The organism is Phycicoccus jejuensis (genome assembly GCF_044797865.1).
GTDB lineage: Bacteria > Actinomycetota > Actinomycetes > Actinomycetales > Dermatophilaceae > Phycicoccus > Phycicoccus jejuensis.
Genome location: NZ_CP085209.1, coordinates 1840116 through 1864001, shown reverse-complemented (window position 1 = coordinate 1864001; position 23886 = coordinate 1840116). Strand labels below are relative to the sequence as shown.

Sequence of the window (23886 nt, the reverse complement as noted above, 5' to 3'; positions counted from 1 at the left end):
GTCGTGCGGCGGGGTTGCCGGGTCACTTGCGGGTCAGCTCGGGGCGGTCCCACCCGCGCTGCGGCGCACGGTTGCCCGTCCCCCGCCCCGGCCGGGCATCCTTCGAGCGGTACACGAGGTAGGGACGGGTGAGGTAGCCCAGCGGCGCCGAGAAGACGTGGACGAGTCGGGTGAAGGGCCACATCGCGAAGAGGAGGAAGGCCAGCAGCGCGTGCAGCCGGAACCCGATCGGCGCGTCGGCCATGAGCTCGGGACGGGGCTGGAGGAGGAAGATGCCGCGGAACCACGGGCTGACGCCCTCGCGGTAGTTGTACTCGCCGCCGAACTGGAGCAGGCTGCCCGCGACCGTGTTCCACATCCCGAGGACGACCACGGTGCCGAGGACCGCGTACATGACCTTGTCATTGAGGGTCGTGGCCCGGAAGACCGGGCCGGTCGTCCGGCGCCGGTAGACGAGGATGACGAGTCCGACGACGGCGGCAATGCCGGCGGGGATTCCGCCGGCCAGGGCGATGACGTGGTACGCGTGCGGACTGAGACCCAGCGCGTTCGTCCACACCTGCGGGATGACGAGGCCGATGACGTGGCCGGCGACGACGCCGAGCATCCCGACGTGGAACAGCGGGCTGCCCAGGCGCAGCAGCCGGCTCTCGTAGAGCTGGCTGGAGCGGGTGGTCCACCCGAACTTGTCGTAGCGGTAGCGCCAGACGTGACCGACGACGAAGACGGCGAGGCAGACGTACGGGACGATCACCCACAGGACGGTGGTCATCGGGGAGCTCCTACCGGGATGGTCGGGCCGAGCAGCGCGGTGGTGTCGGCGGGTTCGGGGCGAGGGTTCAGGCGGGGGTCGACGGCGTAGGGCTCGAGCCCGACGTCCTCCTGTGGCGGTCCGTCGGCGACCAGGCGCAGCAGCGCGGTCTCGTCGTCGCCGTCGAGCCGCGGGAGGGTAGTGCGCAGGGCCTCCAGGGCGGGCAGCCAGGGCGAGCCACGTCGTGCGAGACCGGCTCTCAGGACCTCGATGCCGACTCGGTGGGCGGTGAGCAGGTGCCACGCGGTGGCCCAGTCGTGGACGGCGCCGAACTCGAGGACGACGCACAGGTGGTCGGGGAGCTCGGAGTCGACGTCGAACTCGACCCCGGCCTTCCGGTAGGCCTGCTTGAACTCGACGAGGGCCACCCCTCGTCGGCGGGTGTCGCCGTGGGAGAAGTAGGTCAGGTGCAGCGAGCAGCGCCGGGTGACGTCGAAGGTGTCGACGTACTCGCGTTGCAGCGCCCCGAGATCGGTCCGCTCCAGGGTGTCGAGGGCCACGTCGAGCGGGTCGCGTTGCGCCGCAGGCAGGGCGGCGACGACCCTGCGCAGCATCGGCACCCGCGCGAGCAGCGTCTCGTCGGGGTAGTCGAGCAGGAGGGAGACGACCTGCCAGGTGTCCACGAGGTGGTGCTCGGACAGGCCCGGCTGCGCGCCCCGATGCCGGCGCCACCTCATCGGTCGGCCTCCTGGCCGGTCGGGAAGAGTCCGTCGGGCATCCCGCGGCCGTCCCAGGTGAGGAGGTTGACGCGACCGCGCAGCGGGTTGTCACCGGGCAGCTGCTCGAGCGAGTCGGCCGACTGGGTCTGCTGGAGCACCCGGAAGTTCTCCACCGCGACCGGCGTCGGCGCAGCGCCGGACCCCTCACCGAAGACGTCGCTCTGTCCCCCGCCGTACTCGGAGACAGCGCACTCGGTGGCCAGCTCCTCGAGGGCGTGGGCCTGCTCGGCGTGCGCCGGGGGGATGACGTAGCGCTCGGAGTACTTGGCCAGCGCCAGGAGGCGGAACATGTCGTACATCGCCTCCCCCTCCATCCCGACGGCTGCCGGGATCTCGTCCCGGGGGTCGCGACCGAGGTTGATGTCGCGCATGTACGAGCGCATCGCGGCGAGCTTCTTCAGGACACGGTCGACCGGGGCGACGTCGCCGGCGGTGAAGAGGTTCGCGAGGTACTCGACCGGGATGCGCAGCGTGTCGATCGCGCCGAAGAGGTTGTCGACGTCCTCGGCGTCGTGGCCGGTGTCCTTGACGACGTCGACGACGGGCGACAGTGGCGGGATGTACCAGACCATCGGCATGGTGCGGTACTCCGGGTGCAGCGGCAGCGCCACCCGGTGGTCGAGGATCAGCTTCTTGACCGGGCTGCGCCGGGCGGCCTCGACCCAGTCGGTGGGGATGCCCGCCGCCTCGGCCTCACGACGCACGTCGGGGTCCTCGGGGTCGAGGAAGCACCCGAGCTGTGCCTCGTAGAGGGCGTGCTCGTCCTCGACCGAGGCCGCCTCAAGGACCTTGTCGGCGTCGTAGAGCACGAGTCCGATGTAGCGCAGTCGCCCGACGCAGGTCTCGGAGCAGACGGTCGGGATGCCGACCTCGATGCGGGGGTAGCAGAAGGTGCACTTCTCGGCCTTGCCGGTCTTGTGGTTGAAGTAGACCTTCTTGTAGGGGCAGCCGGTGATGCACATCCGCCAGCCGCGGCAGCGGTCCTGGTCGACGAGGACGATGCCGTCCTCCTCGCGCTTGTAGATCGCGCCGCTCGGGCACGAGGCCGCGCAGGAGGGGTTGAGGCAGTGCTCGCAGATGCGCGGCAGGTAGAACATGAAGGTCTTCTCGAACTCCATGCGGACCTTGTCCTCGATGCCCTTGAGCATGGGGTCCTTGACGGCGTGCTCGCGCGAGCCGCCGAGGTCGTCGTCCCAGTTGGCGCTCCACGAGACGTTGATCGGCTTGCCGGAGATCAGTGAGTGCGGGCGCGCGACGGGGAAGGTCTTCTGCGCCGGGGCGTTGAGCAGTGTCTCGTAGTCGTAGGTCCAGGGCTCGTAGTAGTCCTGGATGGAGGGCATCTTCGGGTTGCTGAAGATGGTGGCGAGCTTCTTCAGCCGACCTCCGGCCCGCAGCCGCAGGCGTCCGTTCTTGACGACCCAGCCGCCCTGCCACTCCTCCTGGTCCTCGTAGCCGCGGGGGTAGCCGAGGCCGGGGCGGGTCTCGACGTTGTTGAACCAGACGTACTCGGTGCCGGCCCGGTTGGTCCACGCCTGCTTGCAGGTGACCGAGCAGGTGTGACACCCGATGCACTTGTCGAGGTTCATGACCATCGCCATCTGCGCCATGACCCGCATGTCAGTACTCCACGTCCTGGTTGGTGCGACGACGGATCATCGTGATCTCGTCGCGGTTGTTGCCGGTGGGCCCGATGTAGTTGAAGAAGTACGACAGCTGTGCGTAGCCGCCGATGATGTGGCTCGGCTTGATCATGATCCGGGTGAGCGAGTTGTGGATTCCGCCTCGCTTGCCGTCGCGCTCGGTCAAGGGCACGTCGATCAGCCGGTCCTGCGCGTGGTGCATGTAGACGGTGCCCTCGGGCATCCGGTGCGACACGATCGCGCGGGCCGCGACGACGCCGTTGCGGTTGACCGCCTCGACCCAGTCGTTGTCGTGGACGCCGATCTTCTCGGCGTCGAGGTCGGACATCCAGATGGTCTGCCCGCCCCGTGAGAGCGAGAGCATGAAGAGGTTGTCCTGGTACTCGCTGTGGATCGACCACTTGTTGTGCGGGGTGAGGTAGCGCACCGAGACCCCGAGGGCGTTCTGCTCGCCGAGGGCGGTCTCGCCGAAGAGCTCGGTCATGTTCAGCGGCGGCCGGAACACCGGCAGCGCCTCCCCCATGCCGAGCACCCAGTCGTGGTCGACGTAGAACTGCTGGCGCCCGGTGAGGGTGTGGAAGGGCTTGTGCCGTTCGATGTTGATGGTGAAGGGCGAGTACCGCCGCCCGCCGGACTCCGAGCCCGACCACTCGGGTGAGGTGATGACCGGGACGGGCGCGACCTGGGTGTCGGCGAAGGTGATCTGCTTGCCTTCGTGCTCGGCCGCGAGGTCGTGCAGCAGTGTGCCGGTGCGCTTCTCGACGTTCTTGAAGCCGTGGGTCGCGAGGTGCCCGTTGGTCGTGCCGGACAGGTGCAGGATCGCGTCGGCGACGTGGATGTCGGTCTCGAGGCGTGGCTGGCCCTCCCCGACCCCGCTCGGGACCACCCCGTTGCGTCGGCGCAGGAGGTCGACCTCCCGCCCCACCTCGTAGGGCACGCCCTTGGTGAGCATCCCGACGGACTCCAACAGCGGTCCGATGGAGGTCATCTTGTCGTACACCGCGGGGTAGTCGCGCTCGGTGACGACGAGGACCGGGAGGGTCTTGCCGGGCACCGGCTCGCACTCCCCCGCGCGCCAGTCCTTGACCACGCCGTGCACGGTCGCCATCGCCTCGGGGGTGTCGTGCCACAGGGGCTTGGCGACGACGTCTCGGCGCGTGCCGAGGTGGTCGACGGCGAGCTCGGAGAACCGCTTCGCGATCGCCTTCCACGCCTCCCAGTCGGTCTTGGACTGCCACGGGGGTGCGATGGCCGGGTTGAAGGAGTGCACGAACGGGTGCATGTCGGTGGTGTTGATGTCGTGCTTCTCGTACCAGGTGGCCGCCGGCAGCACGACGTCGGAGAACAGGGTCGAGCTGGTCATCCGGAAGTCGATGGTCGTCAGCAGGTCGAGCTTGCCCTCGGGCACCTCGTCCGGCCAGGCGATGCCCGCCGGCCGCTTCTCCGGCGGTGCCTGCTGCGCGGTGACCGCGTTGTCCGTGCCGAGCAGGTGCTTGAGGAAGTACTCGTTGCCCTTGGCGCTGGAGCCCAGGAGGTTGGCTCGCCAGAGGCTGAGGATGCGCGGGTGGTTCTCCTCGGCCTCCGGGTCCTCGACGGCGAACTTCAGTGCGCCCGAGCGCAGCTGGTCGACGACGTAGTCGGCGGGAGCCATCCCGGCGGCGTCGGCCTCGTCGGCCAGGACGAGGCTGCTGCGATCGAAGGTCGGGTAGCTCGGCGTCCAGCCCAGGCGCACCGACTGGGCCAGCAGGTCCATGACGCCCTTGCCGGCGAACACCCCGGTGCCGGCGTCGACGTCGTCGGCGGTGAAGGTGTCGTAGCGGTACTGGCTCGTGTTGACGTACCAGTACGCGGTCTGGTTCATGTGCCGCGGCGGCCGGTGCCAGTCCAGGGCGAAGGCCATGTGCTGGAAGCCCATGATCGGGCGGACCTTCTCCTGGCCGACGTAGTGCGCCCAGCCGCCGCCGTTGCGTCCCTGGCAGCCGGTGATCGTGGTCAGGACGAGCATCGCCCGGTAGATCTGGTCGGAGTGGAACCAGTGGTTCGTGCCGGCGCCCATGAGGATCATCCCGCGCCCCTGGGTGTCGACGGCGTTCTGCGCCCACTCGCGGGCCAGCCGGACCACCTGCTCGGCGGGCACGGAGGTGATCTCCTCCTGCCACGCGGGGGTCGCCGGGGTGGACGGGTCGTCGTAGCCGGCCGGCCAGGTGCCGGGCAGCCCGTCGCGGGCGACGCCGTACTGGGCGAGCATGAGGTCGAGGACGGTCGTCACGAGGCGGTCCCCGACGCGGCGCACGGGGACCCCTCGCTCGACGTGAGCGACCTTGCCGTCGGGGGTGTCGAAGCGCGGCAGGACGACCCGGACCGACGCGGTCGCGGTGTCGTGCACCGACAGCGCGGGCTCGAGGTCGCCGAGCTGCAGGTTCCACCGACCCAGCCCCTCGTCACCCCACCGGAACCCGAGCGAGCCCTGCGGCACGGCGACGGTGTCGGTGCGCGCGTCGAGGACGACCGGTTTCCACATCGCGTTCTCGGAGGTGGCCTCGGCGACGTCGAGGTCGCCGGCGACGACGTACTTCCCGGGGCGGTAGGCCGCCTCGCCGTCGGCACCCACCGGGGCGGAGCCGTCGACCTCGAGGGAGACCAGGAAGGGCAGGTCGGTGTACTGCCGGTTGTAGTCGGTGAAGAAGTCGACCTGCCGGTCGACGAAGAACTCCTTGAGGATCACGTGCCCCAGCGCCATCGCGAGGGCGCCGTCGGTGCCGGGCGCGGCCGCGACCCACTCGTCGGCGAACTTGACGTTCTCGGCGTAGTCGGGCGAGACGGCGACGACCTTCTGGCCGCGGTAGCGCGCCTCGGTCATCCAGTGCGCGTCGGGGGTGCGCGTCATCGGGACGTTCGAGCCCCACATGATGAGGTAGCCGGCGTCCCACCAGTCCCCGGACTCGGGGACGTCGGTCTGGTCGCCGAACATCTGCGGGGAGGCGTTGGGCAGGTCGGCGTACCAGTCGTAGAAGGAGAGCATCGGGGCGCCGATGAGCTCGAGGAAGCGGGCGCCCGAGGCGTACGACACCGGCGACATCGCAGGGATCGGAGAGAAGCCGGCGATCCGGTCCGGCCCCCAGCGCTTGACCGTGTAGACGTGTGCGGCGGCGACGAGGTCGACGACCTCCTCCCAGGTGGAGCGCACCAGCCCGCCCTTGCCGCGGGCGGACTTGTAGCGGCGCGCCTTCTCCGGGTCCTGCACGATCGAGGCCCAGGCCAGCACGGGGTCACCGCCGACCGCGCGGCGCGCCTCCCGGAACATCTCCAGCAGGACGCCACGCACGTAGGGGTAGCGCACCCGGGTCGGCGAGTAGGTGTACCAGCTGAAGGCGGCCCCGCGCGGGCAGCCGCGGGGCTCGTACTCCGGGCGGTCCGGCCCGGTGGAGGGGTAGTCGGTCTGCTGCGCCTCCCACGTGATGATGCCGTCCTTGACGTACACCTTCCACGAGCACGAGCCGGTGCAGTTGACCCCGTGGGTGCTGCGCACGACCTTGTCGTGCGACCACCGGTCACGGTAGAACGCGTCCCCCGCCCGACCGCCCTCCCGGTGCAGCGCCCGACGGTCCGGCGAGACCTCACCGCGGGTGAAGAAGCGACGAGTGCCGACGAGGGCCTCGGTGAGGGGTCCGTCGAGTCCGGGGGTCGTGGCCATGGGTCGTCTCCGAGGGATGAAGGGCCTACGAGGCCCGGAACGGTGTGGTGGTGCGGATGTGCGCCACGCAGCGGGTGTCGGTGACGAACGGCTCGAGCGCCACCTGAGCGCCGCTCTCACCGGACATGACCATGGACTCGGTAACCAGGCCGCGGTGCACGCCGCAGACCACGGCCTGGTTGTCGCGCGCGAGGTCGAGGAAGGGGCAGTCGCTCAGCTCGACGCGGGCGGCCCGACCGCCCTCGGAGGTCGAGACCTCCGGCTGGTAGCCCCACTCCTCCAGCACGTCGATGACCTCGCCGACCCGGCCGAGCCAGACGCCTGCGCTGTCGGCCGGGGTGCGTTCCGGATGATCCGTCAGGTGCTCGCGGGCCCAGCGGCGACCCGCCTCGTACGGGGTGACGCGCTCCCCCCGCACCGAGGCCGTCATCGCCTCGGTCAGCAACGTCGTCAGCAGGCGCAGGGGCTCCGGGTGGCCGGCCCCGGTCGGGGTCGCGGGCGGGAGGGGTCGGTAGACCTTGCGCGGCCGGCCGGCTCCCCCGGTGCGGACGAACTCGCTCTCCAGCACTCCCGCGGCGACGAGCTGGTCGAGGTGGAAGCGCACCGTCGTCACGTGGAGGTCGGCCTGCGGCGCGAGCTCGGCGGCGGTCAGGCCCTGCGGGGAGTCCGCGGCGCTCGTCTCGAGCACGTCGACCAGGAGGCGGCGGACGGGGGAGGCGAGGAGCGCGGCGGCGTCGTACTGCTGCGGAGTGGTCACCGGACGATCCCCCCTCCTCCTATTTGCCGGACTCTGTCGCTCCATATAAGCACATGCCGGGACCGGGGGTGAAGTGCCCCGGATGATGCAAATGCACTGTTTCTGAGCCGTTCTCAGCATTTACTACGCCAAGTAGTTGTCAGGACGGCGGGGCGGGAGTAGCGTCCGCGTCGGCAGTTTTAACGGATGATCTTCCTTCCAAACTGGAGGACACATGGCATCGCCCGCCTCCACCCTGGGCACGTCACCGACGGGGGATGTCGCCCACCCTGTGGGCGCCCCGGGCGCCCGGCGGGTGCTCGTCCTGTCGAGCGCCGCGTTCACCCTGATGTTCGCGGCGTGGCTGATGTTCGGCATCCTCGGGGTGCCGATCCAGAAGGAGCTCGGCCTCTCCGACCCCGAGCTCGCCTGGGTGAGCGCGGTGGCGGTGCTCAACGGTTCCCTGTGGCGCCTGCCGGCCGGGATGCTCACCGACCGGTTCGGCGGTCGCCGCGTGATGACCGTCCTCCTGCTCGCCACGGCCGTCCCCGCCTGGTTCGTCGCGCACGCGCAGAGCTACGGCGCGCTCCTCGCGCTGGCCTTCCTCGTCGGCTTCGCCGGCAACTCCTTCAGCGCCGGTATCGCCTGGAACGCCGCCTGGCAGCCCCGCGAGCGCCAGGGCCTGGCCCTCGGGGTGTTCGGTGCTGGGAACGTCGGGGCGTCGGTCACCAAGTTCATCGGCCCTCCCCTCGTCGCGGGCACCGCCGGCGCCGCGTGGTTCGGCGGCACGGTGCAGGGCGGCTGGCGCCTGGTCCCCGTCATCTACGCCGGGCTCCTGCTCGTCATGGGCGTACTGGTCTGGGTGGGGACCCCCTCCCGCGACCGGATGCCGGGCCGCTCGGCGACCATCGCCTCCCAGCTCTCCCCGCTGCGGCAGGTCCGGGTGTGGCGCTTCAGCCTCTACTACGTCGCCTTCTTCGGCGCCTACGTCGCCCTGGCCGCCTGGCTGCCGAAGTACTACGTCGACAACTACGGCGTCTCGCTCACCGTCGCCGGTCTCCTGACCGCGCTCTACATCTTCCCCGCGTCGCTGCTGCGGCCGCTCGGCGGCTGGTTCTCCGACCGCCTCGGTGCCCGCCGCGTCATGTACGCGACCTTCGCGGTGATGCTCCTGGCCTCGGGGCTGCTCATGATGCCGAACGGCCACCTCGTCATCCAGCACGCGGACGGCTCGCAGTCCTCCCACCTCGCCTACAGCCTCGGCATCGTCCCGTTCACGGCCCTGCTCGTCGTCCTCGGCAGCGCGATGGGCATCGGCAAGGCGGCCGTATACAAGCACATCCCCGAGTACTTCCCGCACGCCGTCGGCTCCGTCGGCGGCCTGGTCGGGATGCTCGGCGGCCTCGGCGGCTTCGCCCTCCCGCCGCTGTTCGCCTACACCAAGGCGTGGACGGGCTTCCCCACCTCCACCTTCTTCGTCCTCTTCGTCCTCGTCGCGCTCAGCGCGCTGTGGATGCACCTGACCGTCGTGCGGATGCTGCACGAGGAGTCCCCCGAGCTCGCCCACCGTCTCGAGCCGGCCGCGGCCGCGCACTGAGCACCACCTCCGAGGAGAACGTCATGTCCACCACCACGACCCGCCCAGAGCAGAAGGGCGAGTGGCTCACCGCCTGGGACCCCGAGGACGAGCGCACCTGGGACAAGGGCCTCGCCTGGCGCACCCTGTGGGTCACCACCTTCTGCCTCACCCTCGCCTTCGCCGCCTGGTACCTGCCGAGCGCCGTCATCCCCAAGCTCAACGCCCTCGGCTACGACTTCACCCAGGGCCAGCTCTACTGGATGGCCGCCATGCCCGGCCTGGCCGCCGGCCTCTTCCGGCTCGTCTGGATGGTCCTGCCCCCCGTCCTCGGGACCCGACGGCTCGTCACCCTGACCAGCCTCCTGCTCATCGCCTCCACCCTCGGCTGGGGAGTGCGCGTCCAGAGCCCCACCGCCCCCTACTGGGAGCTCATGGTCCTGGCCTTCCTCGCCGGCATCGGCGGCGGCGCGTTCTCCGGCTTCATGCCCAGCACCTCCTACTTCTTCCCCAAGCGGATGCAGGGCACCGCCCTCGGACTCCAGGCCGGGCTCGGCAACTTCGGCGTCTCCCTCGTCCAGCTGCTCACGCCCTACCTCGTCGCGATCTCCGCGCTCGCGGTCTTCGGCGGCGGCCAGCAGCTCACGGTCCCCGGCAAGCCCGAGAAGACCGTCTGGTTCCAGAACGCCGCCTTCGTCTGGATCCCCCTCATGGTCCTCGGCGCCCTCCTCGCGTGGACCCTCCTGAAGTCGGTCCCGGTCAAGGCCGACATCCGCCAGCAGTTCGACATCTTCCGCAGCCAGGACACCTGGTGGATGACAGTCCTCTACATCATGACCTTCGGCACCTTCTCCGGCCTCGCCGCGCAGTTCGGGCTGCTCATGACCAACCTCTACGGCAGCGGCAACACCGACATCGTGCGTGGCACCGGCGCCTCGGCCACCGTCCTCGTCGCCGGCTACGCGGTCCCCGACGCCGTCAAGTACGTCTTCCTCGGCCCCCTCGTCGGCGCCGGCGCCCGCGTCCTCTTCGCCCCGCTGACCGACCGCACCGGCGGCGCCCCCTGGACCCTCGTCTCCGGTGTCGGCCTCGTCGGCTCGATCGCGTACACCATCCCCACGCTCACGCCCGACACCTCGTCGGCGGCGGCCCTCCAGGGCGGGTTCACGCACTTCCTCTGGGGGATGCTCGCGATCTTCCTCTTTAGCGGCATCGGCAACGCCTCCACCTTCAAGCAGATGCCGATGATCTTCGAGCGTCGCCAGGCCGGCGGCGTCATCGGCTGGACCGCGGCGATCGCCGCCTTCGGCCCCTTCTTGTTCGGGGTCGGCGTCACCACCCTCGGCCCGGTCGCGTTCTACGGCGTCGGCATCGCCTGGGCCGTCCTCTGCCTCGCGATCACCTGGTGGCGCTACGCCCGTCCCGGCGCGCCCCGCCCGAGCTGACCCCGGCACCCCCGAACCGGCGGCCCCGTCGTACCCCTGCCCTGCAGGGCCGCCGCCCGACCACCGACCACGCACCGTCGCCGAGAGGAGCGCCCCCGATGTCAGCGTCCGCGCCGCACCCGCGCCAGGTCCTCCGGGGTGTCGACGTCGCGCGCACGCACCCCCGGCACCGGGACCTCCTCGTGCTCCAGCTCGAGCAGCCGCTTCGCGCGGCCACCCGTCACGGGGCCGGGCAGGAGGCGCCGCACGGCCGGCGTGCGGTAGAGCGCGAGCAACGGGTTGGCCTGGCCGTCGTCGTCGACCGCCACCGCAGCCTCGGCGCCGGAGGACAGCAGCACCGAGCGCAGCTCCGCCAGGACGGGGGCCGCGAACGGCATGTCACCCGCGACCACCCCCACGAGCGGACCCTCCACCAACGCCACACCCGCCACGACGGCGGCGAGCGGTCCACCCCCGGGCGGCTGCTCACGGGTCCAGCGCACACCCGGTCGCCGCACCTCGCGACGGGGCCCTACGACGACCACCGGCCAGCCCGCCGGGAGGGCGTCGAGCAGCCGGTCCAGCACCGTGCTCCCGTCCAGGTCCGCGGCGAGCTTGTCGCTGCCGAATCGGGTCGAGCCCCCGCCGGCCACGACCACCACCGGCAGCGCGTCGTCATCCACGTCCACACTCTCCCATCACGCCACCACCACCACGACCCTCAGGAGCAGTCCCCATGTCCCGCACCGACCTCCCCGTGACCCCCGTCCAGCACGCGTGCGGCTGCGGCGACGCCGACCACGGCGTCCCCGAGCTCGACGTCCGCCCCATCCCGCACGCCATCCGGCACGCCACCGTCTTCGGCGCCATGTCGGCGATCCCCCACGGCGGCTCGCTCGTCCTCGTCGCCCCCCACGACCCCAAGCCGCTCCTGGCCCAGCTCGCCGACCGCGAGGGCCCCATCACCGTCACCTACCTCGACGAGGGACCCGAGGCCTGGCGGCTGCGGGTCACCCGCGCCTGACCGGGCGGAGGAGGGTCGTGTGCTCGTACTGCGGGTGCGAGAGCATCACCGTCATCGGCCGCTTCATGGCCGAGCACGAGGCCGTCATCGACGCCTGCGGTGACCTGCGCCGCGCCTGCAGCGGAGGGCCCCTCGACGTGACCACGGCGGCCCGCCGACTCACCGCCCTCCTCCGCCACCACACCGCCGCCGAGGAGGCGGGCCTGTTCGCGCTCCTCGGCGAGGACCCGGAGTTCCGCGACCACATCGCCACCCTCTGCGATGAGCACCAGGCGCTCGAGGACGCCCTGGCCGCCATCGCCGCCGGGGACGTGGCCCGGATGCCGGCCTTCGAGCTCGCGCTGCGACGCCACATCGACCGTGAGGAGAACGGCCTGTTCCCGGCCGCGGCGGTGCGCTTCGCCGGACCCGAGTGGGACCAGGTCGTCCTCCTCACCCCGGCGGCCGGACCCCCCGCATGACGAGCTCCCGCCGCACCTGGCTCCTGCTGCCCGCCGGTGTCGGCCTGCTGGCCGGCGTCTCTGCCGGGCTCGCTCGGCTCGGCCTCCCGACACCGGCCGGCCGGGGCATGATCGACGCGCACGGGCCACTCATGGTGCTGGGCTTCCTCGGCACACTCGTCGCCCTCGAGCGGGCCGTCGCCCTCCGGCGGTCGTGGGCGCTCGCGGCGCCCGTCCTGCTCGGCGCCGGCGGGGTCACCCTCGCGCTCCCCCTCCCCCGCCCCTGGGGTCAGGTCCTGCTCTTCGACGGGACGGTCGTGCTCGTCGCGGTGCTCGTCGCCCTGTGGTCACGTCGCCGCGACGACACGGTGGCCGTCGAGACCCTGGCAGCAGTCCACGCCGTGATGGCCGCACTGCTCTGGCCCCGGCTGGGCACGGCCGCGGTCGTGCCGCTGCTGGCCGGCTTCGTCGTCCTGACCATCGCCGCCGAGCGCGTCGAGCTAGCCGCGGTCCACCTGCCCCGCAGCGCACCTCGAACCCTGGTCCTCGGGGCGGCGGCGACCAGCGCGTGCACGAGCGCGACGCTGCTGTGGCCCGACCTCGGCCTGCGGGCGACCGGCGTCGTCCTCCTCCTGCTCGCGGTCTGGCTGGCCCCGCGCGACGTCGCCGTCCGCACGGTCCGGTCGCGGGGGCTACCCCGCTTCGCCGCCGCCGCGATGCTCGCCGGGTACGCCTGGCTGGGTGCCGCGGGCCTGCTCTGGGTCGCGGTCGGCCCCACGAGCTCAGCCGGCCCCCACGACGCCCTCGTGCACGCGGTCTTCCTCGGCTTCGCGACGAGCATGGTCATGGCGCACGCGCCGCTCATCCTCCCCGCTGTGCTGCGCCGCGCCGTGCCCTACCGGCCGCTCTTCTGGCTGCCCCTGCTGACCCTCCACGCGGCCCTCGCCCTCCGGGTCGCCGGCGACCTCCTCGGGAGCTCCCCTGCCCGCGTCGCGGGCGCGCTCGGCACGGCCGCCGCTCTGCTGGCCCTCCCCCTGACGGCGGCGGCGAGCGCGCTGGTCGCCGCCCACGCACTCCCCAGCCGTCGCGAGGCGGCCCCAGCCGCCGAACACGACCACCCAACCCGTCCACCGCACTCCATCCGGCCCGAGAGGACCCCCGTCCCGTGAGCGCCCAGCCCACCCCCCGCCGCGCCCGCTTCCCCCTGCGCGACCGTCCCGGCCTGGTCTGGCTCACCCTCGCCGCGCTCGTGGCGCTGGCGCACCCGTTGGTTCCCGCCGCGTCGTGGCTCGTGGTGCACCTGGTCCTGCTCGGCGCCGTGACGCACTCGGCGATGGTGTGGAGCACGCACTTCACCCAGGCCCTGCTCAAGACCCCCGACTCGCTCGATGACCGGCGCCGCCAGAACCGGCGCATCGTCGCCCTCCTCGCCGGGACGGCGCTGGTCCTTGTCGGGGTGCCCGCCGGGTGGTGGCCCCTCGCCGTCACGGGGGCGGCGCTGGTCTCGCTCTCGGTCGCGCTGCACGGGCTGGCCCTGCGGCGGCGGTTGCGCCACGCCCTGCCCGGCCGCTTCCGGATCACCGTGCGGTACTACCTCGTCGCCGCGTCGTGCCTTCCCGTCGGCGCGGCCCTGGGGGCGTGGCTCGCGCACGGTCTCGACGACGAGCAGCACGGGCGGGTCCTCGTCGCCCACTCGATGATCATGGTGCTCGGCTGGCTCGGCCTGACCGTCACGGGGACGCTGGTCACCCTGTGGCCGACGATGCTGCGCACGCGGATGGACGACCGGGCCGAGCGCCTGGCCCGCCAGGCCCTTCCCGTCCTGGCGGGAGCAGTCAGCCTGCTCGCGGCGGCGGCGCTCGCCGGGCATCGCGGTGTCGCCCTCCTCGGGCTCGCGGTGTACGTCGCGGGCCTGTGCTGGTGGGGTAGAGCCCTGCTGGCCCCGACCAGGCAGGCACCTCCCCGGACGGTCGCCACCGTGTCGGTGCTCGCGGCCGCTGCCTGGGGCCTGGTGGCGGTCGTCCTCGTGGGTGTGCGTCTCGCGACCCGCCCGTCGTGGTCGGCCGTCGCCGACGGCTACGACGTCGTCGCCGCCGTCGTGGCGGTCGGGTTCGCCGGGCAGCTGCTCACCGGCGCCCTGGCACACCTCATCCCCGTCGTCCTCGGCGGGGGCCCGTCGGTGGCCCGCGCCGCGTCCCGGCGGTTCGACCGCGCCTGGGTGGCGCGCGTCGTCGTCGTCAACGTCGGGTTGCTCGTCTGCCTCCTGCCCGTGCCGGCGGCGGTCCGGGTGTCGGTCGCGGTGCTCGTCCTCGCCTCCCTCGCAGTCTTCGTCCCCCTGCTGATCTCCGCCGTCCGCGCCGCGGTCGCGGCACGCCGGGCCCTCCTGGAGCGCGTCGCGGACGGACCGCCTACCCTGCCCGTCGCTCCCGGACTTCCTGCTGTGGCCGCGACGGGGACGGGCGGGCAGGTGGTGGCCGGGATGGCGCTCGTGGCCCTCGCCGTCTCCCTCGGTGTGGCGGCCGGTCCTCCGTCCACGGGTTCGAAGCCGGGGCCGGCGGTCGCGGTCCAGGCCACCGGGCACACCACCCGGGTCCGGGTGGAGGCGCACGACATGGCCTACTCGCCCTCCGCGGTCACGGTCCCTGCCGGCGACCGCCTCGTCGTCGACCTCGTCAACGTGGACCCGGGCTCCCCGCACGACCTAGTCTTCGAGGACGGCAGCGGGACCTCGCGCGTCATGCCGGGCCGTTCCGAGACCCTCGACGTGGGCATCCTCGGGGCGGACACGGACGGCTGGTGCAGCATCGTCGGCCACCGCCAGATGGGGATGATGCTGCACATCCGGGTCACGGGCGCTCCCCCGTCTTCCACGTCGGCCGCGAGCGAGCTCGCCCTGCCCGGGCCACAGACTCAGGTGGACCTGACGCACGACGTGGACCCGGGGTTCCGAGCGGTGAACGCCACCGTGCCGCCGCTCGAGCCGAGCAGGGAGCATCGGGTCACGCTCCACGTCCGCGAGAGCGTGCTCGACGTGGCGCCCGGTGTCCGCCAACGACGGTGGACGTTCGACGGCGGCGTCCCCGGCCCCACCCTGCACGGCCGGGTCGGAGACACCTTCGTCGTCACTCTCGTCAACGAGGCCACGATGGGCCACTCGATCGACTTCCACGCCGGCGAGGCCCTTCCCGCCCGGGTGATGCGCACCATCCCACCGGGCGGCCGGCTGACCTACCGCTTCACCGCCGACCGAGCCGGGCTGTGGATGTACCACTGCTCGACGATGCCGATGACCGCCCACATCGCCGCCGGAATGTTCGGGGCCGTCCTCATCGAGCCGCCAGACCTGCCGGCCGTCGACCACAGCTACCTCCTCGTGCAGTCCGAAGCGCACCTCGACGGTGACGGACGGACCGTGCCCGCCGGTGTCGACGCCGCCTCGGCCAGCGCTGACACCCCCGACCTCGTCACCTTCAACGGCATGGCCGACCAGTACCTCGCCCGCCCGCTCACGGCCCGGCAGGGCCAGCGGGTCCGCCTCTGGGTCCTGGCCGCCGGACCGAACCGCGGCAGCTCCTTCCACGTCGTCGGCACCCAGTTCGACACCGTGTGGAGCGAAGGCTCCTACCTGCTCCGGCATGGGCGAGGCGCCGGCGGAAGCACGCGCGGCGGCGCGCAGACGCTGGCCCTCGCCGTCGCCCAAGGTGGGTTCGTCGAGATCACCGCGGGCCGGCCCGGGGTGTACCCCTTCGTGACCCACCAGATGTCCGACGCCGAGCGCGGCGCGAGAGGGGCCATCGCCATCACTCCGTGAGCAGGCCGACCGAGCTCCACCACGCGACCCACGCGCCGAAGATCACGAGCAAGAGTGACGAGCGGGACCGACCAGCTGCTCAAGATCGCCCGACCAGGAAATCTGGTGATCTGCGTCCTAGGCACCCACGACCCCGTCCCGGACACTGGATTCAGCACGCTCGGGCCAGGTCGCAGCGCCCGACCCAGCGGACGGTTCTCCCCCTCCACCGAGCTGCTGCGGTCGATGAGCCCACACGAGGAGCTCGGTCATGCGTTCGTCGTACTCCGGGTGCGACCGGGCGATCTCGTCCTCCACGAGCAGCTGCTGCTCGACGAGTGACTGGGCGTCCGGGAGGTGGTGCGCGTTGCTCTCGGCGACCTTGAGTGCCAGGTCGCACCAGAGGCTGACCAGGGCGGCTGCGTGGAGCTGCGGGGGACGTGGGGTGGTACTGGCTGCCGAGGGCAGCGGCTGGATGGTTTGTGACACGGGTGTCCTCCAACGGGACGGCCGCGGTGCGAGGGAGGGATTCCCCCGCCATCTACGCGGGGGCCTCTCCGACCCACCGACACCCTTCGGCGCCGCGTCACCTGACACGACTAGCCCGTCCGGGGGACGGGCTACCGGCGACTCGGCCCGAGCGCCGGAGGCAGCTGTGAGGTCCGCGAACTGGCGGCGAAGATGACGCTCGCCCAAGGTGCGCGCACCCGTCACACGCCGTCGAAGCCGGGGGGCAGGAGGGGGCAGGGGGCAGAAAGGGGGCAGCCCCCACTGACTTCGACGGAGGTCGACTGATCTCCACTGAGGACGCGGGTTTCGGCGGCCCGGTACGCTGGTCAGGCTGGGCTCGCCCAGCCGGCCTAGCGCAGCCTGCTCGGGCTGTCGGAACCGCGCTCGACGACGTGGCCGCCCAGCCACACCGTGCCGGCGCCCAGCCCGGCGGACAGCATCGCGACGACCACCCAGCCGGCCAGGTACTGGGTCGCGAGGACGTGGGTCCCGGCTGCTGCGAGGCCGACCATCGACGCGAGGGTGGTGGCGAGACCGACGCCGACGGCAGCGACGATGACGTCGGCCTCGCGCCGCCTCTCGAGCGCCACCAGCAGCCCCGCGCCGAGCACCGAGGCGACGACAGTCGCCACGAACGGGAACACGACGAGGAACCGCTGCAGCACGACGACCCCGACCGTGGCCAGCAGCAGCGCCGCGAGGACGGAGCGCGCACGCACGGCCGTCACTGCCCCTGGGTCTTCGTGAACTTCAGCGTGTCCACGACGTGCTGCACGACCTGCGGGTCGAGCGTCTCGCCCGTGATGGTCACCGCCGCGGTGCTCGGGTACGGGTACTGCCCGGCGACGACCCAGACGCCGTGGCGGGTCGCGCCGTCCTGGGTGAAGGTGAAGTCGCTGCGCACGGCGCTGTCCGCGCCCTCGACCGTCGCGTTCTGGACGGCACCGCCCTCGTAGCCCGTCAGGCCCACGGTCGCCGGGAGGTCGAGCCGGCTGAGCGCCGCCGAGGCCGTCGGGTCCTCGCTGAAGGCGCCGGAGACCTGGATCTCCATCGAGTCACCCACCCAGCGCTTGGTGAACAGGTCCCCCGTCGGCGGCTCCTCGCGCCAGTCCGAGGGGTGTTCGAGCGTCAGGTGGCCGACCTCGGCCGAGGCCCAGCCGGCGTCCGGCCCACCGCAGCCCGCGACCCCGAGCGCTCCGGCCCCCAGGACGGCGAGCAGGATCGTGCGTCGCATCAGCATGGATGTCCTCCCTCGTCGCGTCGTCACTCTACGCACGCCTCGTACGGGACCACCGGGCGTGTGCCGTCGGGGCGGGGCGCCCCGAGGTAGGCGGCCTCGGTGGCCGTGGTCTCCGAGCTCTCCATCGAGAAGTCGGCCCCGAAGGCGAGCCCGAACTTGACGTTGAGCGCGAAGCCCTGGACGTCGGTCACCTTGTCGTAGGCGACGGTGCTGCTCGTGGCGTCGGTGTGCATGAGCATCGCGAACGGGTCGGACGGGTCGGCCACCGACGGGTCGACGGCGCCCAGCGAGACGAGACCGGGCCACTCGTAGTTGCCCGAGCCACCGAGCCAGTCCGTGACGACCTGCTGCGTCGCGGCGTCGGAGGGGTCGAGGGCGAGCACGTTCTCGGTGACGACCACGTCACCGTCGGTCGTCCCTCCGCTGATGCTGCCGCCCCCGCTGGTCTTGTCGTCTCCGGAGCCGTTGCTCACCGTGCCGCCGCCCTTGCCGCCGCTGCTGTCGGTGACCTCGCTCGTGGAGACGATCTTCACCTGGGTGATCTTGCCGTCGGCGTTCTTCGTGATGGCGAGGGACATGCCGACCATCGAGCCGTAGCCGCCGGTGGCCAGCCCGATCTGCGCCGTCAGCTTGGGGTTGAGCGTCATCGCGGTGACGTAGGTACGGGTGTCGTCCCGGGCGTCGTCGGGCGTGCCCTTGTTGTCGTTGGTCACGGTCCACTTGGAGTCGGCGCTCAGGGCCCCGGAGACGTTCTGCTCGGTCATCTTCGCCTCGGTCAGCGGCGCCGTCCCCGTCGTCGCGGAGATGCCCAGCTGGGCGTTGACCTCGCCGGTGACGGCGATGCCACCGAAGGTGGTCGACGGCACGGGCGGCGGCTTGACGCCCTTGACCGGGCGCGGCACGCAGACGCCCATGCCGCACACCGGATGGGTCATCGACCACTGGTCGAACAGGTAGTCGTCGAGCTGCTTGCGGAAGCTGTCGGCCTGCGCCTTGGACTCGAAGTTCCACGTGCTGCCGTAGTCGAACTTCAGGCCGCCCCCGAAGTCGATCTTGGCGCCGGCCTCGAGCTGCCCCCAGGCGGCGTCGGCCCCGAAGCCGCCGGTGGCCCCGATCTCCGAGCCGTTGGTCGCCATCATCGTCACGGTGCCGTCGCTGTACTCGGTGACGACGAAGCCGGCGTTCTCGCCGATCTTGATGAAGCCGATCTTGATGACCGAGCTGTACTTGTCACCGGTCTCGTGGATGCGGCACTTGTCCGGCTCGAAGTCCTCGTCGGTCGGCGTGTCCTCCGGGCCCGCCTCCGTCGAGCCACCGTCGCAGCCACCGCCCCCCGCCCCGGTGATGAGGCACCAGGCGCGGCGGATCTCGGGGTTGACCGCGGAGGAGTTGACCGTGAGCGCCAGCGCGGCGATGACGACACCCACGAGCAGGACGATGCCGACGTACTCGGCCGCGGTGGCTCCGCGTTCGCCGCGACGCCGCACCGCGCCCCCCGCGTCTCGCTGGTCCATCCGACGGCCCTCCCCGAAGCTGCACTCGTGTCGGACGCCACGCTATGAGGCCGGCACCGTTGCGCCACAGGGTCCGGGGGCCTGCCCGGGCCCGGGCCCGAGGGCCTCAGTCCTCGCGTCCCCGGAGCCCGAGCAGCACCGCGCCGCACACGACGACGAACCAGACCACGACGTCCAGGACCGTTCCGAGAGAGGTCGATCCGGTCAGCCACACGCCGAACAGAGGGCCGCCCGCAGCGGCCGTGGCGGTCCACGTGAGGGGGTCGAGGACGACCGCACCGGTCAGCAGCGCGACGGGGACGACCGCCGACCACCACGGGCCGCGTCGGCCGACGACGAGGGCGACGACGGCCAGCCCGACGAGCGTCAGCACGCTCCGACCGACGACCGACGCCACCACGCTCGTCGTCGACGCACCCACCGCCAACCCGAGCACCCCGAGGAGCCCCGCCCCCAGACCGCCGAGCAGGCACAGGCCGGCCCATCTCGTCGTCCGCACGTCGGCACCCCTCTCCCCGTCCGCTGTTCCTGCGGGCCGATCCTGTCACGCGCCCTCGTCGAGGACGTCGACGCCGCCCCGGCGCCGTCGGCGCGAGGTAGTCTCGGGCGCGTGGGAGGAGGACGGACGGGGGCGCTGGCCGCATGCGTGGCGACTGCCGCCTGCGTGGCCCTCGCGCTCTCCGTCCCCGCGTCCGCCGTCCCGCGCGACGTCCCGGTCGGCACCGGGGTGCCCGTCCTCGGGCAGGTGCTCGTCAGCGGGCTCGGTCAGGGCGAGGAGCGGCCACCCTCGATGGTCGTCACGGTGCACGCCGTGCGCCGGACCGAGGGAGCCACGATCCTCTACTACTCCGTGGGGTTCGCCGGCGAGGCGCCGGACCCGGAGGTCCTGCCGGTCACCGCGTACGGCTCCGGCCTCGACACCTTCGGCACGCTGCAGGCCTCCTCCGGCGCGACGTTCATGGACACCGCCGCCCTCGTCGACGTGCCCGGGAAGCGCTCGTACGGCGCACTGCGCACCGCGGCCGGCCGCGCGGTCGCCGCACCGCCCCCGGTCGCGGGGACCGACCGCGTCCGCCTCTCCGGCCGGGCCGTCATGCAGTGGGTCGCGCTCGCCCCGGTCCCGGCGAAGGTCAGGACGGTCGACGTCCTCGTCGGCAGCGCCTTCGTCCCGGGCATCCCCGTCGGCGACGGGCTCCTGGAGCCGACCGTCGAGGACCCGGCACCGGTGGTGGGGACGGGATGGCCCCGCGTCGACACCGTGGCCACCGGCGGGGCGCGCGCGGACGCCACGATCAAGACCCTCCAGGTGCACGTGGCCCGCCGCCCCGTCGCGAGCCCGCCCCCGGAGCCGACCGCCAGCCCCGGCGCGTCTCCCTCCCCGACGGCGAGCCCCGCCCCGTGAGCCGCCGCCCCACCCTGCTGCGCGCAGCCGTCACCGCCCTCGCGGCAGCCCTCGCCCTCGGCGGGTGCACCGCCGACGAGGGGACCCCGGCGCCCGAGCCCAGCCTGACGCTCGCCAAGAGCCCCACCCCCACCGACGTCGGCCCGACCGCCGACTTCCTCGACGTCGAGGAGGACCGCCCCCTCGCGACGACCCCGGCGCGCGACGACTCCTCCTACTCCGGGGCGACCTTCGCCATCCTGGAGGTCCGCAGCACCGAGCGCTCGACGCTCGTCGTGTGGTCAGCCACGCACCCCCGGACGCTCTCGGCCGGATCGGACTTCGACGTGACGGCGTGGCGCAACTTCCCGGTGCTCTCCACGAAGTCCAGGGCGTACTCGGTGCTGACCTACGAGGCCACGACGGGGCAGGTGGAGTGCGCCTGCGTCGACATGCGGGCGATGCGCGCCGAGCCGAACCCCCAGGGCGCGCTGTACCCGCCGCTGCCCGCGGACACCGCGTCGGTGACGCTCACCTCCCCCTGGTTCCGCGACGTCACCGTGCCGGTCACCCACGGGTAGCCGGGACCCGTCCGGTCCGGAGGCTGGGCCTTCCGTTCTCGGCCCGGGTCAGTAGGGTGGCGACGGATCCATTCGCCATCGAGGGGGAACCGCCGCGATGAAGACCCTTGCCACCGTGCTCGCCACGGCCGCCGCGCTGGCGTGCGCGGTGCCGGCCGTGGCCGCCACCGCGCCGCCGTTGCCGAGCGTGCCCGACGTCCCGGTGCTGGGTCAGGCGTGGATCGGCAACGTCACCGACCAGCGCCTGGCCGTCCTCTCGGTCCACGGCGTGCGCCGGGTCGAGGGGGCGACCGTGCTCTACTACTCGCTCGGCCTGCGCAGCGAGGACCGCAGCGGCGCCGACGCGGCGTTCTTCAGCTCCTACGGCAACGGGAACTACTACGCGCTCAACCAGAACGGGTCCAGCGGGCTGCAGTGCACCGCCGCGGCCATCGACGTCTCCGGGGGCCTGGCCTACAGCGCCCTGAAGACCGACGAGGTCGGCCGGTGCATCTCCACCAACAACCTCGAGCTCGAGGCCCCGCGCGACCAGCTCGGCCGCGCGACCGTGGGCTGGGTCCTCCTCGCGCCGGTCCCGCAGGACGTCACCACCGTCGACGTGCTCGTCGGCTCCTCCCTCGTGCAGGGCGTGCCCGTCGAGGACGGCGCGCTCGAACCCACGGTCGCCGAGCCCGCCCCCGCGGTCGGGACCGGCTGGCCGACGGTCGACACCTCGCGGGTGGCCGAGGCCGTCGACCCCGAGGGCGCGGTCTTCGACCTGCGCAGCCAGGTGCAGGACGTCAAGAAGAAGGTCACCCAGGCCAAGCGCGACGGGCGGGAGGAGCTCGAGCTCGACGCCTCGGTCCTGTTCGCCACCGACAAGGCGACGCTGACCAAGGCCGCGACCGGCATCATCGCCGAGGCCGCGAAGCAGATCACCGCCGCCGGCAGCACCGGCACGATCACCGTCACCGGCCACACCGACGGCAACGCCGGCGAGGCCTACAACCTCGACCTGTCCAAGCGGCGCGCGGCCGCCGTCGCGAAGGCCCTCGCCCCCCGCATCCCCGAGGGCATCAGGATCACCCCCGTCGGCAAGGGCGAGAGCGAGCCCATCGCCGACAACGGCAGCGCCGAGGGGCGCGCCCTCAACCGTCGCGTGACGATCACCCTGCCCCAGTGAGGAATTCGATGACCCGCCGCCCCCTCGCCGCACTCGCCGGCGCCACGCTGGTCGCCGCCGTCCTCGGCGGGTGCACCGACGACCCGGCACCCACCGACCCCAGCCCCTCGGGCACCGGCACGGCATCCGGCGGCCCGAGCGCCAGCGCCTCCCCGACCCCGCAGGACCGCTCCGCGGCCGTCGTCGACGGCGCCGCCCCCCTGGCCGAGATCGCCACCACCAAGGCCAAGGCCTCCTCCTCCTTCGAGGGCGCGACCTTCGGCTTCTACCGGCTCACCCGCTCCGACTCCTCGACCCTGCTCGTGTGGCGCGTCACCGGCGGTGACGGCTCCAGCAGCGCCCGCGACGCCAACATCCGCTTCTGGGAGAAGTACCCCGTGATGGTGACCGGCGGCAAGAAGTACTCCGTGGTCACCTTCGACAAGCAGAACGACGGCTGGTCCGCCCTCTCCGACCCCGCCCTGCGCCTCTCCCAGGGCGTCGAGAGCCCCCCGGTCTCCGCCCTCTACCCGCCGCTGCCCGCCGGCACCACCGAGGTCACCCTGACCAGCCCCTGGTTCGACGACGTCACGGTCCCCGTCACCGACGCGGCCACGACCGGCTGAGCCGGCGGCTCCCGGCGCACGACAGCGGCCCCGGCCTCCGTGAGGAGGCCGGGGCCGTGACGCAGGCCGCGCGTCCCCTACTCGCGCAGCGTGACCCGGAACATCTTCTTGACCTCGGCGACCGTGGTCAGCAGGGTGACGTTCCCGGTGGTGTCGACGTACACCCGGACCGTGACGTCGCCGCAGTCGGCGGTCGTCTCGTAGCCGGTGGTCGAGCCGGGCACCGCGACGACGATGCACGGCCCGAGCCGGCGACCTGTCTGCGCGACGGCGTCGGCGCTCTCGCGCCGGCCGGTCTCGGTGACGAAGTCGCTCCGCACGCTGACCTCGACGCGGTCGGCGAGCGGGTAGTAGCAGTACGTGGTGACGTCGGTCGAGTTCCGGGACGCGAAGGACTGCGCGCGCCCCTGGCCGTCGCCACAGCTCCAGAAGCCGCGCGGGACGCGCGACTGGAGCGAGCGCACGATGTTGTCGTAGGCGTCCTCGCGCACCTGCTGGGCGCCGGCGAGGGCGGCCGCGTCGGCGCCCGACTGGATCTTGCTGACCTCACTGCTCACCTTGCCGGTCCGGAACACGATGCCGAGGGCGGCCGCGACGAGGACGAGCACGACGACGATGGCCACGGCCGTGACGGCCTGGCCCTCCTCACGACGACGGCGGCGCTCCTGCACCATGCCGGCCTCCCCTCGAACGGTGCGGGTGGTGTCGACCCGGACGCGCGGATCGCCGGGGCGGGTCCTGAGACCCCGCCCCGGCGACCCGCTCACATCACTTGGCGCCGGTGATGTTGTCCCAGGCGCTCTTGATCTTGGTGCCCACGTCGGCACCGGTCACGACGCCGTAGATGGCGGCGATGACGACACCGGCGACGAGGGCCATGCCCAGGTACTCCAGCGAGTTCTGGCCGGCCTCGCGGCGGTCCTTGAGGGTGGCGGCGAGGGTGGTGTAGCGAGCGGCGAGCTGGTGGGTCATGGCGTTCTCCTTGGTCCTGATCCCCGGTGTCCGAGGGCCTGCGGTCCTCGTTCTTGACACCCTGAAC

General features: G+C 72.3%; 22 protein-coding genes. 10 read left to right on the top strand and 12 right to left on the bottom strand.

Annotated elements, in window-relative coordinates; genetic code table 11:
* Positions 1 to 22: 22 nt before the first annotated feature.
* Genes narI through LG324_RS08750 form a run of 5 tightly spaced genes read right to left on the bottom strand, consistent with a single transcriptional unit; the run spans position 23 to position 7621 of the window.
* Positions 23 to 772 carry a respiratory nitrate reductase subunit gamma gene (narI, locus tag LG324_RS08770; protein ID WP_215513924.1) on the bottom strand — a complete coding sequence of 250 codons (750 nt, stop codon included), beginning with the start codon at positions 770 to 772 and terminating at the stop codon, positions 23 to 25.
* Positions 769 to 1488, bottom strand: coding sequence for a nitrate reductase molybdenum cofactor assembly chaperone (gene narJ, locus LG324_RS08765; RefSeq protein WP_404352966.1), 720 nt, complete (start codon positions 1486 to 1488; stop codon positions 769 to 771). The genes narI and narJ overlap by 4 nt, the downstream gene beginning before the upstream one ends.
* Positions 1485 to 3146 carry a nitrate reductase subunit beta gene (gene narH, locus LG324_RS08760; RefSeq protein WP_404352965.1) on the bottom strand — a complete coding sequence of 554 codons (1662 nt, stop codon included), beginning with the start codon at positions 3144 to 3146 and terminating at the stop codon, positions 1485 to 1487. The genes narJ and narH overlap by 4 nt, the downstream gene beginning before the upstream one ends.
* Position 3147: 1 nt before the next feature.
* Positions 3148 to 6864 (bottom strand): nitrate reductase subunit alpha, encoded by a 3717-nt coding sequence (locus LG324_RS08755; RefSeq protein ID WP_404352964.1) that lies wholly within the window; start codon positions 6862 to 6864, stop codon positions 3148 to 3150.
* Between the two features lie 25 nt (positions 6865 to 6889).
* The gene (locus tag LG324_RS08750) at positions 6890 to 7621 is read right to left on the bottom strand and encodes a helix-turn-helix transcriptional regulator (RefSeq protein ID WP_404352963.1); all 732 of its coding nucleotides are present in this window, start codon (positions 7619 to 7621) and stop codon (positions 6890 to 6892) included.
* 214 nt (positions 7622 to 7835) lie between these two features.
* Between LG324_RS08750 and LG324_RS08745 the strand changes: the two genes are divergently transcribed.
* On the top strand, positions 7836 to 9197 hold the full coding sequence (locus tag LG324_RS08745; protein WP_404352962.1) for a nitrate/nitrite transporter: 1362 nt from the start codon (positions 7836 to 7838) through the stop codon (positions 9195 to 9197).
* 23 nt (positions 9198 to 9220) lie between these two features.
* Complete coding sequence (locus tag LG324_RS08740; protein WP_404352961.1) at positions 9221 to 10621, top strand: MFS transporter; 1401 nt, start codon at positions 9221 to 9223, stop codon at positions 10619 to 10621.
* A gap of 101 nt (positions 10622 to 10722) precedes the next feature.
* On the opposite strand, the gene LG324_RS08735 is transcribed toward LG324_RS08740, so the two are convergent.
* Positions 10723 to 11283 (bottom strand): molybdenum cofactor guanylyltransferase, encoded by a 561-nt coding sequence (locus LG324_RS08735; protein WP_051750330.1) that lies wholly within the window; start codon positions 11281 to 11283, stop codon positions 10723 to 10725.
* A 53-nt stretch (positions 11284 to 11336) separates the two neighbouring features.
* On the opposite strand from LG324_RS08735, the gene LG324_RS08730 reads away from it, so the two are divergent.
* The 4 genes from LG324_RS08730 to LG324_RS08715 are packed head-to-tail and all read left to right on the top strand — an operon-like array spanning position 11337 to position 15875.
* Positions 11337 to 11624: a DUF2249 domain-containing protein gene (locus tag LG324_RS08730; protein ID WP_030527482.1), complete on the top strand. Its 288-nt coding sequence runs from the start codon at positions 11337 to 11339 to the stop codon at positions 11622 to 11624.
* A 17-nt stretch (positions 11625 to 11641) separates the two neighbouring features.
* Positions 11642 to 12085, top strand: a complete 444-nt coding sequence (locus LG324_RS08725) for a hemerythrin domain-containing protein (protein WP_404352960.1) — start codon at positions 11642 to 11644, stop codon at positions 12083 to 12085.
* Positions 12082 to 13233, top strand: a complete 1152-nt coding sequence (locus LG324_RS08720) for a hypothetical protein (RefSeq protein ID WP_404352959.1) — start codon at positions 12082 to 12084, stop codon at positions 13231 to 13233. The genes LG324_RS08725 and LG324_RS08720 overlap by 4 nt, the downstream gene beginning before the upstream one ends.
* Positions 13230 to 15875, top strand: a complete 2646-nt coding sequence (locus LG324_RS08715; protein WP_404352958.1) for a multicopper oxidase domain-containing protein — start codon at positions 13230 to 13232, stop codon at positions 15873 to 15875. Before LG324_RS08720 ends, LG324_RS08715 begins: the two co-directional genes overlap by 4 nt.
* An 839-nt stretch (positions 15876 to 16714) precedes the next feature.
* Here LG324_RS08715 and LG324_RS08710 read toward each other — a convergent pair.
* The 4 genes from LG324_RS08710 to LG324_RS08695 form a co-directional block, all read right to left on the bottom strand.
* The gene (locus LG324_RS08710) at positions 16715 to 17092 is read right to left on the bottom strand and encodes a hypothetical protein (RefSeq protein ID WP_030527487.1); all 378 of its coding nucleotides are present in this window, start codon (positions 17090 to 17092) and stop codon (positions 16715 to 16717) included.
* Positions 17089 to 17598, bottom strand: a complete 510-nt coding sequence (locus tag LG324_RS08705) for a hypothetical protein (RefSeq protein ID WP_404352957.1) — start codon at positions 17596 to 17598, stop codon at positions 17089 to 17091. The genes LG324_RS08710 and LG324_RS08705 overlap by 4 nt, the downstream gene beginning before the upstream one ends.
* A gap of 29 nt (positions 17599 to 17627) precedes the next feature.
* Positions 17628 to 19118, bottom strand: a complete 1491-nt coding sequence (locus LG324_RS08700; RefSeq protein ID WP_030527489.1) for a hypothetical protein — start codon at positions 19116 to 19118, stop codon at positions 17628 to 17630.
* 106 nt (positions 19119 to 19224) lie between these two features.
* Positions 19225 to 19617 (bottom strand): hypothetical protein, encoded by a 393-nt coding sequence (locus tag LG324_RS08695; RefSeq protein ID WP_207022766.1) that lies wholly within the window; start codon positions 19615 to 19617, stop codon positions 19225 to 19227.
* Positions 19618 to 19764: 147 nt separating this feature from the next.
* On the opposite strand from LG324_RS08695, the gene LG324_RS08690 reads away from it, so the two are divergent.
* From LG324_RS08690 to LG324_RS08675, 4 genes are all read left to right on the top strand, one after another.
* A complete protein-coding gene (locus tag LG324_RS08690) occupies positions 19765 to 20520 on the top strand; it encodes a hypothetical protein (RefSeq protein WP_404352956.1) in 756 nt (251 codons plus the stop codon).
* Positions 20517 to 21080: a hypothetical protein gene (locus LG324_RS08685; protein ID WP_207022764.1), complete on the top strand. Its 564-nt coding sequence runs from the start codon at positions 20517 to 20519 to the stop codon at positions 21078 to 21080. Before LG324_RS08690 ends, LG324_RS08685 begins: the two co-directional genes overlap by 4 nt.
* 97 nt (positions 21081 to 21177) lie before the next feature.
* Positions 21178 to 22242 (top strand): OmpA family protein, encoded by a 1065-nt coding sequence (locus LG324_RS08680; RefSeq protein ID WP_404352955.1) that lies wholly within the window; start codon positions 21178 to 21180, stop codon positions 22240 to 22242.
* Between the two features lie 8 nt (positions 22243 to 22250).
* Complete coding sequence (locus LG324_RS08675) at positions 22251 to 22847, top strand: hypothetical protein (protein ID WP_404352954.1); 597 nt, start codon at positions 22251 to 22253, stop codon at positions 22845 to 22847.
* Between the two features lie 77 nt (positions 22848 to 22924).
* Here LG324_RS08675 and LG324_RS08670 read toward each other — a convergent pair whose 3' ends face one another.
* The gene (locus LG324_RS08670) at positions 22925 to 23521 is read right to left on the bottom strand and encodes a pilus assembly protein TadG-related protein (RefSeq protein WP_030527495.1); all 597 of its coding nucleotides are present in this window, start codon (positions 23519 to 23521) and stop codon (positions 22925 to 22927) included.
* Between the two features lie 94 nt (positions 23522 to 23615).
* A complete protein-coding gene (locus LG324_RS08665) occupies positions 23616 to 23819 on the bottom strand; it encodes a hypothetical protein (protein ID WP_030527496.1) in 204 nt (67 codons plus the stop codon).
* Positions 23820 to 23886 lie beyond the last annotated feature (67 nt).